Here is a 14,709-nt window from a genome sequence, read left to right as displayed (position 1 = left end):
AGTCTAGCCAGCGTGACACGCTCGGGCGGATGCCGCGTCGTAGAGTGATCGCCATGAGGAAGAGCACCTCGCGCCACCGCCAGGCCGCTCTCGTCTACAACCCTCTCAAGGTCGACGAGAAGCGTCTGCGCGCTGCCGTGCGCGATCTGTCGAAGCAGGCCGGGTGGGCGCACCCCGCTTTCTACCCGACGACGGTGGATGATGCCGGACAGGGCGTGGCGCGTGAAGCGATCGAGCGCGGGGTGGAGGTCGTGCTCGTCGCGGGCGGCGATGGCACGGTGCGAGCCGTCGCCGAGTCGGTCGCGGGAACCGGAACGCCCCTCGCGATCCTCCCGAGCGGCACGGGCAACCTCCTCGCCCGCAACCTCGGCCTTCCCCTCGCCTCCGCCGAGACCATGATCCGCGCGGCGCTGGGTGATAACCGGCATCCGATCGACATCGGCTGGGCCGAGCTCACCCGCGAGGACGGCACGCATGAGGAGCACGCCTTCGTCGTGCTCGCCGGCATCGGCCTCGACGCCGACATGATCGCCAACACGCGCCCCGATCTGAAGAAGACGGTCGGCTGGGTCGCCTACGTCGACGGTGCCGCGCGCTCCCTCCCCCGGGCGAAGCCCTTCCGCATCGTCTACCAGGTGGATGCTTCGCGTCTGCATTCCACGAAGGTGCAGAGCGTGCTGTTCGCCAACTGCGGGACGCTGCCCGCGGGCATCGCCCTCATCCCCTCGGCCTCGATCGCGGACGGCCTGCTCGATGTGGCTCTCATCCAGCCCAGCGGAGTGTTCGGTTGGTTGGGCGTCTGGCGCAAGATCTGGTGGGACAACTCCGTGCTGCGGCGCTTCCGCGCGGGGCGCCGGGTGCTGCAGCGTCGAGGAAGGGATGCGTCGATCCGGTACCGGCGCGGGAACAACGCCGAGGCCGCGGCCACGGATCCGACGCCGATCGAGCTCGACGGGGATGCCTTCGGCGCAGCCGTGCGCATCCGCTGCCGGGTTGATCGCGGAGCGCTCCTCCTCGCGCTTCCCGAGGGGCATCCGACCGCGGCGCTGTGACGGTCAGTTCTCGATGACGGTGACCTCGCCGTCGAGACCTCCCCCGACGAGGGTGAGGACGAAAGCATCGTCGTCGTCATCGTCGATGTCGTCGAAGCCGATCAGCGTCACCCGCGGAGCCATGTCCCGCGTGCAGGCGCCGTCCTCGTCCGCGAAGCGCACGGTTCCGGCGTTGCCGGCGGCCTCGATGGAATCGATCACGGGCGGGCAGCTCGACGAGCCCCAGGTCAGCAGCGCGAGGGCGTCATCGTCGAACCATCCGGCTGTCGGCTGGAAATCGCTCGAAGCGCGGGTGAGTGCGGCGTTGCCGTCGAGGTCGACGTCGTCGGTCCTCTCGCCGAGGTTCACGATGATCTCGACGTCCCGGGTCGGGTCGACGCCCTCGGGCAGGTCGACAAGCGTGGCGCGGGGCGCCAGATCGCTCGTGCAGGCGGCGGCGGGGTCGCCCTCGTCGAGGGTCACGCGAACGGTCTGCCCATCGGCGGTGACATCGCCGGCGACGGGGACGCAGCTCGACGAGCCCCACGTGAGCACGGCGACCATGTTGCCGTTGTCGAGCCAGGCCGCTTCGACGTCGTCCATGTCATCGCCGTCGACGGCGATGCCCGCCGTGCCGCCGTCGGGGTCGGCGCTGCTCGTAGGCGCTGAGTCCCCCGGCGAGGCCGTGCAGCCGACGATGAGAGCGGATGCTGCGAGCAGGGCCCAGGCGGAGGCGAGAACACGCCGTGATGAAGTCATGCGGACAGGTTAGCCCGCTCCCCTTCTCAACGGGAAGGGGTCAGGCGGAACCGCGCCAGACGACGGGGCATTCGAGCACCTGGATGCCGTCGCGCGCCTTCTCCCCGCGCAGCTGTGCGAGCACCGACTGCGCCGCTGCGCGCCCGAGCTCCCCCGCGGGCTGGCGCACCGTCGAAAGCGGCGGATCGGTGCGCAGCGCCCAGGAGCTGTCGTCGAATCCGACGACGCCGACGTCCTCGGGGATGCGGTGCCCGGCCGATTGCAGAACCTCCATGGCTCCGGCGGCGACCGCATCGCTCGAGGCGAAGACGCCATCGATGTCCGGATGCTTCTCCAGGAGGGCGCGCATCCCCTTCTGCCCGTCGGAGTACGAGTACAGCGGCACGCGCTCCACCCGCTGCGGGTCGAAGTCGTTGCCCAGTGCGTCGACGAAGCCCGCCAGACGATCCGCTCCGGAATCGCGGTCGAGCGCCGCGGCGATCATGCCGATCTTCTTCCGTCCGGTTGCGGCGAGGCGGCGCGTGATCTCCCGTGCCGCGCCGCGGTTGTCGATCGCGGCGTAGGCGGCATCGCCGATGTCACGCGGGTGCCCGACGAAAGCGGCGGGCAGGTCGAGTCGGGCGACGGCCTTGGTGATCGGGTCTCCCTCGCGGGCGGAGACGATGATGACGCCGTCGATCAGCCCGCCGGTCAGATACCGGGTGAGCCGGTCGATATCGCGGGAGGTATCGGCGATCAGGCAGGACAGCTGGTAGTCGGCATCCGACAGCGTCGCGTTCGCGCCGAGCAGGATCGCTCCGATGTTCGGATCCTCGATGAACAGCGAGTGCGGCTCGTGCACGATCAGCCCGATCGCCATCGACTGCCGCATCACGAGACTGCGCGCGGCGTTGTTCGGCACGAAGCCGACCTTGGCGATCGCGGCGTCGATCGCGGTCCGTGCCTCGTCGGAGACGTAGGGATGCCCGTTGAGCACACGGCTCACGGTGCCCCGCGAGACGCCGGCCTCTTCGGCGACGTCCTTGACCGTGGCACGACGCCTTCGTTGCGTATTCACACCCCCATCGTATGTGCACGCGCACAGACCGTAAGACAACTTTGACAACGGGATTACGCCACGCCTAATGTGTACACGTTCACAGAAAATCAGCGTCGATCGACTACGGCTGATGCTGTGCACGTTCACAGAGCTGAGGCCCGCATGACTTCCCCCGCCCGCCGCTCCTTCGAACACGACGGCATCGCGTTCGGCTGCGATTACAACCCCGAGCAGTGGACGCCTCCGATCGCCTGCACCCGTGGATCCGCTCCTGGTCCACGATCCATCGCCCGCGACCGGTCACCCTCAACACGTGGGAGGCCGTCTACTTCGATCAGTCGCTGGAGCGCCTCGCTCCCCTGGTCGATCGTGCCGCGCAGGTCGGCGTCGAGCGCTTCGTGCTCGACGACGGCTGGTTCCTCGGCTGCACGGACGACAAGCGCGCCCTGGGCGACTGGATCGTCGATCCCGAGCGCTGGCCCGATGGCCTCGGGCCGCTCATCGAGCGGGTCGAATCAGCGGGCATGGAGTTCGGCCTGTGGGTCGAGCCCGAGATGATCAGCGGGAACTCCGATCTCGCCCGCCGTCATCCGGATTGGCTTCTCACCGACGCATCCAGTCCGACCCGGCGCTGGCAGCATGTGATCGATCTGGCGAACCCGGACGTGTCCGCGCACCTCTTCGAGCGTCTCGACGCGCTGCTGTCGGAGTACCCGATCCGCTACCTCAAGTGGGATCACAACCGTGATGTCCTCGTGGAGGGCACCGGCGCTCAGGTGCGCGCCCTGTACGCCCTCATCGATCGGGTGCGCGCCGCGCATCCGCACGTCGAGATCGAGGCGTGCGCCGCCGGCGGCGGACGCATCGACCTCGGGATGCTCCGCCGGGTCGAACGGGTCTGGGCGAGCGATACGAACGACCCGCTGGATCGTCAGCGCATCCAGCGCTGGACCGGAATCCTCGTGCCGCCGGAGTACCTGGGCAGCCATCTCGGCGATGCGCAGGCGCACTTCACGGGCCGCGTCTCGACCCTCGGCTTCCGTCTCGCGACGGCGTTGTTCGGCCATGCGGGCATCGAGTCCGACCTCACGCGACTCTCCGACGACGAGATCGGTGTGATCCGCTCGTGGGTCTCGCAGCACCGCGCCCACCGTGATCTGCTGCATGGCGGTCGTGTCGTGCGCGGAGACAGCGACGATGCGGCCGTGCTCGTGCACGGCGTCGTCGCCGACGACCGATCGCAGGCGCTGTACTCCTATGCCGTGATCGATCCGGCCGAGGCCGCGCTCCCGGCACCGTGCCGACTGCCCGGCCTCGACCCGCAGCGCCGCTATGCCGTGCGTGCGGTAGATCTGAGCTCACCGGTGAAGAGCGTGCAGGATGCCCCGCCGGCCTGGCTGGCGGAGGGCGTCGAGATGCCCGGTCTTCTGCTGGCCGAGCTCGGGCTGCCGATGCCCCTACTGATGCCCGGGAACGCCGTGGTGCTCAGCGTCACTGAAGCGCGGAGCTGAGCCGCGCGAGGTTGTCGAGGACGGTGGACCGCAGCGGCTGCTGCATCCACTCCTCGAGCGTGAGTTCGCGGCTGAGGTCCCGGTACTGGTCTTCGACCGCCCGGACCTCGGCCACGAACTCCTCGCCGCGCACGAGCATGGAGATCTCGAGGTTCAGACCGAAGGAGCGCATATCCATGTTGCTCGAGCCGATGACGGCGATCTCGTGGTCGACCGTGAGGCTCTTGGTGTGCAGGATGTACGGCTTCGGGTACATCCAGATGCGCACACCGGCGCGCAGCAGCGCCTCGTAGTAGCTGCGCTGCGCGTGATAGACGACCGCCTGATCGCCCTCCTCGGAGACGAAGAGCTCGACCTGCACGCCGCGGTCGCAGGCGGCGCTCACGGCGAGCAGGAGCGCTTCGTCGGGCACGAAGTACGGGCTGACGATCATGATCTTGTCCTGCGCGCCGTAGACGAGGGCGAGGAACAGGCGCAGGTTGTTCTCGACCTCGAAGCCGGGGCCGGAGGGGACGATCTGGCAGTCGAGGTCGCCGCTGCCGGTGGCGGCGCTCGTCATGTCGATCTCGCTGAGGATCTCGTCGCTCTCGCTGTACCAGTCGCTGAGGAAGATCGCGTTCAGGGCGAGCACGATAGGACCGTCGACGCGCACCATGAGGTCGACCCAGTGCAGGCCCCGTTTGATGTTCTTGGGCAGGTTGTAGGTCGAGTCGGTGACGTTCTGCGACCCGAGGTATCCGACCTTGCCGTCGATCACGAGGAGCTTGCGGTGGTTGCGCAGGTCGGGTCGCTGGATCCTGCCCTTGAACGGCTGCATGGGAAGCATCAGATGCCAATCCGCGCCCATCGCGTCGAGCCGTTTGATCGTGGCGCGATAGCGCGGCTTCCAGCGGTTGGCCCAGTGGTCGAAGAGCACGCGCACGGGGATGCCCCGCGCCGCGACCTCTTCGAGGGCGCGGAAGAAGTTATCGGTCGAGGCATCCGATTGGAGGATGTAGAACTCGACGTGCACATATTCGGTGGCTTCGCGGATGCTGTCGGCCATGGCGTCCAGCGACTCCTGGTAGTCGCTGATGAGGTGCACGCCGTTGTCGCCCGAGATCGGCAGGGCACCCAGCTCCTGGTTCATCGCGACGACCGAGCGCAGCCATTCCGGGGCGTTCGGGCGCAGGGTTCCGAAGTGCAGCTGGTCGCTAGTCTCGGCGATGTACTCGTTGATCTGGTCCTGTTTGCGTCGCCGGGCTCGCGGCAGGCGCGGGTTTCCGATCAGAAGGAACAGCACCACCCCGACGTAGGGGATGAAGAAGATGGCCAGTAGCCAGGCCATCGCCGCAGTGGGGCGACGGTTGCGCGGGATGATGATGATGGCCGCGATGCGGATGACGATGTCGACGACGACGCCGAGAGCGAGGACCCACCAGGTCCAGTCCATCTGCCTACCCCCCGAGAAGCCGAACCGCGACCCGAGGTCGCGGCCTATCGAATCAGCGTAGCGGGTACCGGCATCGGCCCGCGGATCCGATCAGGAAGCGACGGGCGGGAGTCCGCGTGCGGCGCGCTCCTCGGCTTCGATGCGGGCACGAGCCCGGCGCTCGGTGCGGTCGGAGCGGATGATGCCGCGCAGGATGAAGAAGAAGACGATGCTGACACCGATCGTCGGCAAGAGCGCCCATGCCGAGGCGAGCCAGATGTTGTCCATACCCCCATCGTACGCGTCCGATCCTGTGCGCCTGCTCACCCGTTCTGCACCGACCCGCTGAAACGGCTCGGAGGCCGACCCTCCTGTGGAAGGCGCCTCCGCCGGAGCGCTCATCGCCCACACTCGCTGCATGAACACCATCCTCCGCGCTGCAGATTCCGCCGAGTTCCTCGGTCTCGTGCCCGCCCTGGCGGGCTTCGCCCCTCGGCAGAGCCTCGTGCTCGTGCCCTTCCGCCGATCGCGGGCCTCCGGTGCGATGCGCGTCGACCTGCCCGATGGCGGTGCGGACCTGGGCAGGTACGTCAGCACCGCCTTCGGGCTGTTCTCCCGCGTCAGCGGAGCCGATGCCATCGCCCTCGTCGTCTACACCGATGACGGGGCACAGGCCACGCCCGACGGCCTGGTGCTGCCGCAGACCGCGATGCTCGACGAGCTGCTCTCGGCCGCGACCGCCGATGGGCTGCGGATCGTCGATGCCCTGTGTGTGATGCCCGGCGGATGGTCGAGCTATCTCGATGACGATCCCGTCGTCGCGCCGCTGGCGGGGATCCCGGTTCCCGAGGAGGTCGCCGGAGTCGGCGATGTCTCCGGAGATCAGCACGCCGGCACGGAGCTGCCGCGGATCGATCTCGCCGAGAAGGAGCGGGTGGCCCTGGTGCTGCGCGATCTGACGGATGCCGTCACGCATGACTGGCGGCATGACGAGCGCCGCAATCCGCAGGCGATTGCCGCCTCGATCCTGCTCGACGATCTGACGCTGCTGTTCGAAGAGGCGCTCGACGCCCCGGAGAACATGCCGCCGTTCGTGACCGCGGCACTGCTGTGGTGCTTCGAGCGGCCTCGGTTCCGCGACGTGGCGATGCTGCAATGGGCCACCGATCTCGCCACCGGAGCGCGATCCCTGGCGGCCCAGCTCGCCTATGCCGACAATGGCACGCCGATCCCCGATGAGATCGGACTCGTGCTCATGGGCATCGGAAGGGCACCGGACCCGGATCGGCTGCGCATCGCCCTCACGGTCGTGCGCAATCTCGCCGCTCGCGCGCCGTCGGCGTCGCGCCCGGCGGCCCTGACGATCGCCGCGTGGCTGTCGTGGGCGCTGGGCCGGTCGACCCACGCCGCGCACTATCTGCAGGCGGTCGCCGAGATCGACCCCGACTACTCGATGGCGGCGCTCATCGGATCGATGATCGACGCGGCGGTCCTGCCGGAATGGACGTTCCGGCAGGGCGCCGCATCGTGAATCACTTGACGAGCGGGAAGAGGATCGTCTCGCGGATGCCGAGGCCCGTGATGGCCATCAGCAGGCGGTCGATGCCCATGCCCATGCCGCCCGACGGCGGCATGCCGTGCTCGAGCGCCCGCAGGAACTCCTCGTCGACGCTCATGGCCTCCACATCGCCGCGCGAGGCGAGCTTGGCCTGCTCGACGAAGCGCTCGCGCTGGATGACGGGGTCGACGAGCTCGGAGTACCCGGTCGCCAGCTCGAATCCGCGGATGTACAGGTCCCACTTCTCGACGACGCCGGCCTTGGAGCGGTGCTCGCGCACGAGGGGCGAGGTGTCGACGGGGAAGTCCATGACGAACGTCGGGCGAGTGAGGCCGGTCTTGACGAAGTGCTCCCAGAGCTCTTCGATGAGCTTGCCGTGGGTCGCGTGCGCGGGCACGTCGACCCCGTTCGCCTCGGCGAAGGCGATGAGGTCCTCGACCGTGTCGTCGACGGTGAATTCGCGTCCGGCTGCGGCCGAGAGCGACTCGTACATCGAGACACGGTCCCACTCGCCGCCGAGGTCGTACTCCGTGCCGTCTGCCCAGGTGACGGTGGTGGAGCCGGCCACGGCGAGCGCAGCCTTCTGCACGAGCTCCTGGGTGAGTTCGGCCATCTGGTTGTAGTCGCCGTAGGCCTGGTAGGCCTCGAGCATCGCGAACTCTGGGCTGTGGGTGGAGTCGGCGCCCTCGTTGCGGAAGTTGCGGTTGATCTCGAAGACGCGCTCCAGGCCGCCGACGACGGCGCGCTTGAGGTAGAGCTCGGGCGCGATGCGCAGGTAGAGCTCGGTGTCGAAGGCGTTCGAGTGCGTGATGAACGGGCGAGCGGATGCCCCGCCGTGCTGCACCTGCAGCATCGGGGTCTCGACCTCGAGGTACTCGTGCTCGGTGAAGGTCGAGCGCAGGCTGGCGTTGACGGCCGCGCGGGCCCGCACGGTGGTTCGGGCCTGCTCGCGCACGATGAGATCGAGGTAGCGGCTGCGCACCCGGGTCTCTTCGTTCAGCTCGGAGTGCGTGTTCGGCAGCGGCAGGATCGCCTTGGACGCGATGGTCCAGTCGTCGGCCATTATCGACAGCTCGCCGCGGCGGCTGGAGATGACCTGACCGCGCACGAACACGTGGTCGCCGAGGTCGACGTACTCCTTCCAGCGTGCGAGCGATTCCTCGCCCACCTCGGCGAGGGAGATCATCGCCTGGATGCGCGAACCGTCGCCGGCCTGCAGGGAGGCGAAGCAGAGCTTGCCGGTGTTGCGGCTGAACACGACGCGGCCGGCGATGCCGACGACGACACCGGTCTCGGCGCCGGCTTCGAGCTCGCCGTACTCGGCGCGGAGCGCCGGGATCGTGTGCGTGACCGGAACGGCGACGGGGAAGGCCCCGCCGGCGGCATCCGCACGCTGCTCGATGAGCCGCTCGCGCTTGGCGAGGCGCACGGCCTTCTGCTCGTGGACGTCCTCTCCGGAGGTCTCGTCGGGGGTGTTCGTGGGCGCGTCGGGCGCGGTGGTCATAGCGGCTCCTTGGAAGTCCCCTCCAGTTTACCGGCCGCCCCCTGTGCGCCCGCCGCTCCGGCCGGCACCGCGCAGATCGCGATTCCCCTGGGTACGCTCGTGGACATGCAGTACCGGTCGTTGCCCCGTTCCCTGGCGCTGATCGCGGTGGGAGCCGCCCTGCTCGTGCTGGCGCCGAGCCCCGCCTCGGCCTCCGCGCCGGCCGATGTGAACGACTTCGAGTTCTCATCGTGGGACGCCGTCTACGACGTCTCCCTCGACGACGACGGCCGGGCCCGGATGCACGTGACGGAGACCCGCGTGGCCGACTTCCCCGAGGCCGATCAGAACCGCGGAATCGTCGCGGGTTTCCCCGAGGTCTATGGCGACGCGTCGATCGGCACGACGATCCTCTCGGTGCGCGATGAGGACGGCGCCGAGGTGCCCTACGACACCGAGAGCGACGACGGCATGCTCTACGTCCTCACCGGGGACGACGACTACGTGCACGGTCGCACCACCTACGTCATCGAGTACGAGATGCGCGATGTGGTCCTCGCCGCCGAGAAGACGCTGGTGGACGAGTTCTACTGGAACCTTCTCCCCCTCGACAGCACCCAGCGCATCTCCTCCTTCCACGCCGAGATCCGCTTCGACGATGCGCTGAGCTCGCGACTCACCGGCGATCGGTCCTGTTACACCGGCTACATCGGCTCGACCGATCCTTGCGTGCTCATCGACCGCGGCGATGGCACGTTCTCGGTATCGGAATACGATCTTGCCGCCGGCCAGGGCGTCACGGTCGCGATCGCGATCGAACCGGGCACCGCTGTCCAGCCCAGTTCCCGCACCCCCAATGCCGCGACGGACGTCGCGCCCTACATCCTCTCCGGCGGTGCTGCCGCCGCGTCGATCGGCGCGTGGATCGGCATGGCATCCATGAAGCGGCGTCACCGGCGCGCGACCGGCATCGTCGTCGCGCAATACGACGTCCCGACCTCTCTCCCACCTCTACTGGCGGGAAAGATCCTCCCCGGCGCGCGCGACGCGATGGCGGCGCAGTTCGTCCACCTGGCCGTCGGCGGCAGCATCCGCATCGAAGACGGGCAGACGACCGGGAAAAAGCCCGCCCCGCAGCTGCGACGTCTCGACGCGCCCCTGCAGGACCGGGTGGACCAGCAGGTCATGGACGTGGTGTTCGCCGATGTGCAGCCCGGAGAGGTGTTTCCCCTGGGCGAAGCCGATGGCGATCTCATCGCCCGGGTCTCGAACCTCGACGAGTTCGCGACCAAGATGGCACTCGCCCGTCGCCTCACGACGAAGGTCCGTAGCCGTGCGGCGATGACCCTGCAGTGGGTATCGCTCGGCCTGCTGGTCGTCGTCGCCGCGCTGTGGGCGTGGGCGGCCCTCACCGGCAGGACGGCCGCCGAGCCCGTCCTGTTCGTGGGCGCGCTCACAGCCATTCTCGTCACAGGCTCCTGCCTCATGTCGTTCACCCGGCACACGGTGCTCACCCCGGAGGGCGCCCTGCAGTTGGAGCACCTCCGCGGCGTCGAGGAGTTCATCCGCGTCGCCGAAGCCGATCGTCTGCGCATGCTGCAGTCGTACACGGGCGCCGAGCGGCGTGCGGATGGCACGGTGAACGTCATCCACCTGTACGAGAAGCTGCTGCCCTACGCGATCCTGTTCGGTCTCGAGAAGCAGTGGGGCGGCGTGCTCGAGTACGCCTATGGTCAGGGCGGCCAGACCCCGATGTGGACGACCACCGACCCGGGCAGCATCCGCACCTCGATCGCCTCGTTCTCTGCGGCGACGCAGTCGGCTTCGTCGGCGTCGAGCAGCAGCGGCGGTTCGACGGGCGGCGGGTTCTCCGGCGGGGGCGGCGGAGGCGGATTCTCCGGGGGGCGCTGAGCGCCTCCGGGGTCAGAGCTCCAGAGGGTCGGATGCTTCGCGCAGCGCCCGCTCGACGGTCGACTGCACGAGCGCCGAGAGGTAGCCGCCGGGGTTCTCGACGCCGATGCCGCGCAAGAGCGACGTCGACTGGCCGATGATGGCGCGCGAGAACTCGGATGCCGTGGCGATCGCCTCGGCGTACGCCGGCCGGTCGTGCTCGGCGATGACGATCGGTTCGCAGCCGATCTCGACGGCGAGCGCCTGTGCGATCGGCAGCACGGGCGCCGGGGCCGTGACCGCGGCGAAGGCGACCTGCAGCTGGCGCAGATCGATCGATGTTCCGGTGAAACTGATCGCGGGGTGCACGGCGAGCGGGATGGCGCCGCTGCGCTGTGCGGGCTCCAGCACGCCGATGCCGTAAGCAGGGTCGGTGTGCAGCACGAGCTGCCCGGGTTGCCAGGCGCCGATGTCGGAGAGTCCGGCGACGAGACCGGGCAGCTCGTCGTGCGGGACGGCGATCACGACGAGCTCGCTGCGGCGGAGCACTTCGGCGGTGTCGAGCACGGGGGCATCGGGCAGCACTCCGGCGACCCGATCGTCGTCGGAGCCGCTCGTGATCCCGGTGAGGGCGTGGCCGGCTCCGGCGAGCGCGGCCCCGATGACGGGGCCGACCCGGCCTGCTCCGATGATTCCGACGCCGAGGCGTCCGTCACGCGTCACGGTCGTCCGTCTCCGGTGCCGTGGGTGTGTCGGGAACCAGGTCGATGAGCGGCTCGGATGCCGCATCGCTGTTCTCTGCGGCGACCGGGGTCTCGGCATCCGGTGTCTCGGCGGACGCCCACCGGTGCGAGTGATCCGCATATGCGGCGACCGAGGCGCGGTGCGCGACATCTCCGACGGCCTCGTTGAGCACCGCGCTGTCGATGCCGACGACGTCGCCGAGGACCACGCCGGTGACGCTGTGCGCCTTGAGATACCCCACCCGCTGCGCGCGGTCGATCGGCCCCTGGTGCACGGAGACGCCCTGCAGACGCGCGAGGGGGAACACGGCGAGCTTGCGCCAGACGACACCGCGGCGCAGGATAAGACCGAAGTCGCTGACGGCGAAGCCGTGGCGCTTCCAGGAGAAGGGGCGACGCCACCAGCCGCGCTTCTCGAGCCGCTGGTAGGGGTCTCCCTCCGGCTGCGGGCCGTGGATGCCGTGTTCCCAGACGAGAGGCAGGTCCTGAGGGGGCATGTCGGGAAGGATCAGCCCGAGCACGCGCTGCACGTCGGCGGCGACTCCGACCGGCAGCACGATGCTGAACTGCTGCCCGGTGCCGGACTGCTGCTGGGCGGCGCTCTTGCCGCTCATGCGGTTGATCTTGACAGCCCACCAGCCGAACGGCCGCCACAGCAGCGACTGCGTCACCTCGACGGCGAAGATGCGCCCGGGAGGGATCGTCTCGGTCGTCGTCGTGAACAGGCCGTAGGTGATGCGCACGCCGTCGGGGGTCGGGGCGATCGAGTAGCGCAGCGACTTCGAGATCTGCCCCCAGGTGACGGCGACCGTGGCGATGACGAGCGGGACGCCCATGCCGAGCATCACCGCGATGATCGCGCCGATCGCCTCGGGGCCGTCGGTCTCCGACAGGATGCCGGGGATCGCGAACGACATAGCGACGGCGAAGATCGCCACGAAGAAGATGAACCACAGCAGGCCCGAGAGCAGCTGGGATCCGACCAGGCGACCGGTCGGGATCTTGACGACGCTCTCGGGCTCGACATCGGTGAGGTCGACGCCCTCGATGAGACCGCTGACGCCCGCGTTGACCGACTCGAGCACCTGCGCGCGCACGCCGCCGACGACCGGGCCGCTGTCCTGGCGCGCCAGGCGCGCGGCGCGCGCACCGGAGGCGAGGCGCAGGATGTCTGCGCGCACGCTCTCGGCCTTCGCGGTCGACAGGTACTCCAGCGGCACGTTCGCGTCGGTCCCCGCCCCCACGACCTCGAGCTTCGCGAGGCCGATGAGCCGCGCGGGGAAGGGGCGCGTGAGGTTCACGCCCTGCACGCGGTCGAGGGGCGCGCGGCGCTGCGAGCGGAAGACGATGCCCTTGCGCACCTCGACGTGGTCGTCGGAGATGCGGAACTCCTGGAACCGCCACACGATCCAGAACGCGACGATGAGCACGATCAGCACGCCGAGCACGATCAGCAGCGCCAGCAGGATGAAGTCGTTCTCCATCACCCAGTCGACGGGGTCGCCGCTGGAGTAGTCGCTCATGTGCGCATCGGGCGCGAAGAGATCGACGATCCAGTAGACGATCCGGTCACGGAAGTTGTTCAGCACGATACCGGCGACGATCAGCAGCACCAGGCCGCCCTTGAACAGCGGGGTCAGCGGGTGGAGCCGGTGCCACTCGCCGTCGGCGAGCGTCTCGTCCGAGAGCGCGGCGCGGGGATCCGGGGTGCTCACAGCCCGGTCCGCCGGGTCTCGGCGACCTCGATGAGGGTGTCGCGCAGGGTCTCGGCCGCGGTCTGGGTGAGCCCGGGGATCTGAACGCCGGTGGTGGCGGCGGCCGTCACCATCTTCAGCTGGGCCACGCCGAAGGCGCGGTCGAGCGGTCCGTGCGTGATGTCGACGAGCTGCATACGGCCGTAGGGCACCGCGATGATGCGCTGCCAGAGGATGCCCTTGCGGAAGACGATGTCGTCCTCGCGGAGCATGTATCCGATGGCTCGCGCCTGACGCGGCAGGATCACGAGGGGTGCGATCGTGAGGACGAGGAGGATCCCGGCGGGGATCCACACCCAGGTCTGGTCGAAGACGAGGGCCGCGACGAGCGCGACGACGACGATCAGAGCGATCACGAGACCGTTCTGCAGGAACTGCGAGGCGACGTAGCGCGGCGAGATCTGGTGCCAGTGGCCGTCGAGGGCGAGTCTCCCCTCCCCGCGCGGCTCTCGGATCTGCTCGTAGGTGCCCTCGTCGAGAGGACCGGGGGCGGCTGCCACCGGTTGCGCGCTCTCAGCGGCCGGCGTCGGCTCCAGGGGCGGGGTCATCGAGCTGTCGGTCATCAGGGTCCTTCGGCAGGGTGCAGAACTGTTCGGCGACGAGAGCAGCGATCACGAGCACGAGCGAACTCGCCACGAGAGCGACCATCGCCACCATCGAGCCTACCGGGGGATGAACCGGCCGCGACAGGAGGAAGACGAGCAGTCCCGCACCGAAGCCGGCGGTGAGCGCACCGAGCAGGCTCGAGGCGCGGGCGAGTGTCACGGCGCGCATGGCCCGGAACGGGTCGATGCGTCCGGCGCTCTTGCCCTGGATGCTGCGCCGCACCGGCCAGGCGAGCAGAAGCACCGCGACCGCGATGATGACCAGGAGCACCGGCAGGTACCCGGAGGGTGCGAACGTCGCCCGTCCCGTGACGGTCAGCAGATGGTTGACGAGGTAGCCGGCGCCTCCCCCGACGAGGGCGAGGAGCAGGAGCACGAGGGTGGAGGTGCGCTTCATCGGGGTGCCGTGTCGTCGGAGCGGAGACGGGCGATCAGGTCATCGATGCGCCCCGCGCCGGGCAGGACCGCGTCGGGATCGACCTCGGCCCACGGTTCGAGCACGAACAACCGCTCGGCCGCCCGCGGGTGCGGCACCTGCAGCCGAGGGGCGTTCGAGACGAGGTCGCCGTAGACGATCAGATCGAGGTCGAGGGTGCGGTCCCCCCAGCGCTCGTGGCGCTCGCGGCCGTGCTCGTCCTCGATCGCGTGCAGCATGCCCAGCAGCACGTGCGGTGCGAGCCGCGTGGTCACGAGCGCGACTGCGTTGACATAGGCCGGGGCATCCGGATCCGGCCCGTCCGGTCGAACCGCGACCGTCTCGTGGAGGGGCGACAGGCGGACGTCGTCGACGAGCGGCAAGCGCGCGATGCGCTCGGCGGCCCGCTCGATGCTCTCCCGCCGCTCACCGAGATTCGCGCCGAACGCCACGACGGCGAGGGCCGCGTCGCGCCCGGGGCGGGGGTCCGGGGCGTTCAGTGGCGGCATC

General features: G+C 69.2%; 14 protein-coding genes. 4 read left to right on the top strand and 10 right to left on the bottom strand.

Annotated elements, in window-relative coordinates; all coding sequences use genetic code 11:
* The first annotated feature begins 53 nt into the window (after positions 1 to 53).
* Complete coding sequence (locus ACWAUG_RS11430; RefSeq protein WP_460802511.1) at positions 54 to 1,052, top strand: diacylglycerol/lipid kinase family protein; 999 nt, start codon at positions 54 to 56, stop codon at positions 1,050 to 1,052.
* Positions 1,053 to 1,055: 3 nt separating this feature from the next.
* Here ACWAUG_RS11430 and ACWAUG_RS11425 read toward each other — a convergent pair whose 3' ends face one another.
* Positions 1,056 to 1,790: a hypothetical protein gene (locus tag ACWAUG_RS11425; RefSeq protein ID WP_460802510.1), complete on the bottom strand. Its 735-nt coding sequence runs from the start codon at positions 1,788 to 1,790 to the stop codon at positions 1,056 to 1,058.
* 40 nt (positions 1,791 to 1,830) lie between these two features.
* The gene (locus tag ACWAUG_RS11420) at positions 1,831 to 2,847 is read right to left on the bottom strand and encodes a LacI family DNA-binding transcriptional regulator (protein ID WP_460802509.1); all 1,017 of its coding nucleotides are present in this window, start codon (positions 2,845 to 2,847) and stop codon (positions 1,831 to 1,833) included.
* A 215-nt stretch (positions 2,848 to 3,062) separates the two neighbouring features.
* Here ACWAUG_RS11420 and ACWAUG_RS11415 point away from each other — a divergent pair, with 215 nt between their 5' ends.
* The gene (locus ACWAUG_RS11415) at positions 3,063 to 4,340 is read left to right on the top strand and encodes an alpha-galactosidase (RefSeq protein WP_460802508.1); all 1,278 of its coding nucleotides are present in this window, start codon (positions 3,063 to 3,065) and stop codon (positions 4,338 to 4,340) included.
* On the opposite strand, the gene cls is transcribed toward ACWAUG_RS11415, so the two are convergent.
* Positions 4,321 to 5,772, bottom strand: coding sequence for a cardiolipin synthase (cls, locus tag ACWAUG_RS11410; RefSeq protein ID WP_460802507.1), 1,452 nt, complete (start codon positions 5,770 to 5,772; stop codon positions 4,321 to 4,323). The two genes, ACWAUG_RS11415 and cls, sit on opposite strands and share 20 nt — an antisense overlap.
* A 90-nt stretch (positions 5,773 to 5,862) precedes the next feature.
* The gene (locus ACWAUG_RS11405; protein ID WP_298040464.1) at positions 5,863 to 6,039 is read right to left on the bottom strand and encodes a hypothetical protein; all 177 of its coding nucleotides are present in this window, start codon (positions 6,037 to 6,039) and stop codon (positions 5,863 to 5,865) included.
* A gap of 130 nt (positions 6,040 to 6,169) precedes the next feature.
* Between ACWAUG_RS11405 and ACWAUG_RS11400 the strand changes: the two genes are divergently transcribed.
* The gene (locus tag ACWAUG_RS11400; protein ID WP_298040466.1) at positions 6,170 to 7,282 is read left to right on the top strand and encodes a DUF4192 family protein; all 1,113 of its coding nucleotides are present in this window, start codon (positions 6,170 to 6,172) and stop codon (positions 7,280 to 7,282) included.
* A 1-nt stretch (position 7,283) separates the two neighbouring features.
* Here ACWAUG_RS11400 and lysS read toward each other — a convergent pair whose 3' ends face one another.
* On the bottom strand, positions 7,284 to 8,813 hold the full coding sequence (gene lysS / locus ACWAUG_RS11395) for a lysine--tRNA ligase (RefSeq protein WP_298040468.1): 1,530 nt from the start codon (positions 8,811 to 8,813) through the stop codon (positions 7,284 to 7,286).
* A gap of 105 nt (positions 8,814 to 8,918) precedes the next feature.
* Between lysS and ACWAUG_RS11390 the strand changes: the two genes are divergently transcribed.
* Positions 8,919 to 10,703, top strand: a complete 1,785-nt coding sequence (locus ACWAUG_RS11390) for a DUF2207 family protein (RefSeq protein ID WP_460802506.1) — start codon at positions 8,919 to 8,921, stop codon at positions 10,701 to 10,703.
* Between the two features lie 12 nt (positions 10,704 to 10,715).
* Here the strand turns inward: ACWAUG_RS11390 and ACWAUG_RS11385 are convergent, their stop codons facing one another.
* The 5 genes from ACWAUG_RS11385 to folK are packed head-to-tail and all read right to left on the bottom strand — an operon-like array spanning position 10,716 to position 14,708.
* Positions 10,716 to 11,405, bottom strand: coding sequence for a DUF2520 domain-containing protein (locus ACWAUG_RS11385; RefSeq protein WP_460802504.1), 690 nt, complete (start codon positions 11,403 to 11,405; stop codon positions 10,716 to 10,718).
* Positions 11,395 to 13,140 (bottom strand): PH domain-containing protein, encoded by a 1,746-nt coding sequence (locus ACWAUG_RS11380; protein WP_460802503.1) that lies wholly within the window; start codon positions 13,138 to 13,140, stop codon positions 11,395 to 11,397. The genes ACWAUG_RS11385 and ACWAUG_RS11380 overlap by 11 nt, the downstream gene beginning before the upstream one ends.
* Positions 13,137 to 13,742, bottom strand: a complete 606-nt coding sequence (locus ACWAUG_RS11375) for a PH domain-containing protein (protein WP_460802502.1) — start codon at positions 13,740 to 13,742, stop codon at positions 13,137 to 13,139. The genes ACWAUG_RS11380 and ACWAUG_RS11375 overlap by 4 nt, the downstream gene beginning before the upstream one ends.
* Positions 13,693 to 14,181, bottom strand: coding sequence for a DUF3180 domain-containing protein (locus ACWAUG_RS11370; RefSeq protein WP_460802501.1), 489 nt, complete (start codon positions 14,179 to 14,181; stop codon positions 13,693 to 13,695). Before ACWAUG_RS11370 ends, ACWAUG_RS11375 begins: the two co-directional genes overlap by 50 nt.
* Positions 14,178 to 14,708, bottom strand: a complete 531-nt coding sequence (folK, locus tag ACWAUG_RS11365; RefSeq protein WP_460802500.1) for a 2-amino-4-hydroxy-6-hydroxymethyldihydropteridine diphosphokinase — start codon at positions 14,706 to 14,708, stop codon at positions 14,178 to 14,180. The genes ACWAUG_RS11370 and folK overlap by 4 nt, the downstream gene beginning before the upstream one ends.
* Position 14,709 lies beyond the last annotated feature (1 nt).

It is taken from the genome of Microbacterium sp. GXF6406 (genome assembly GCF_054798215.1).
This window is presented reverse-complemented; position numbering and strand designations above follow the sequence as displayed.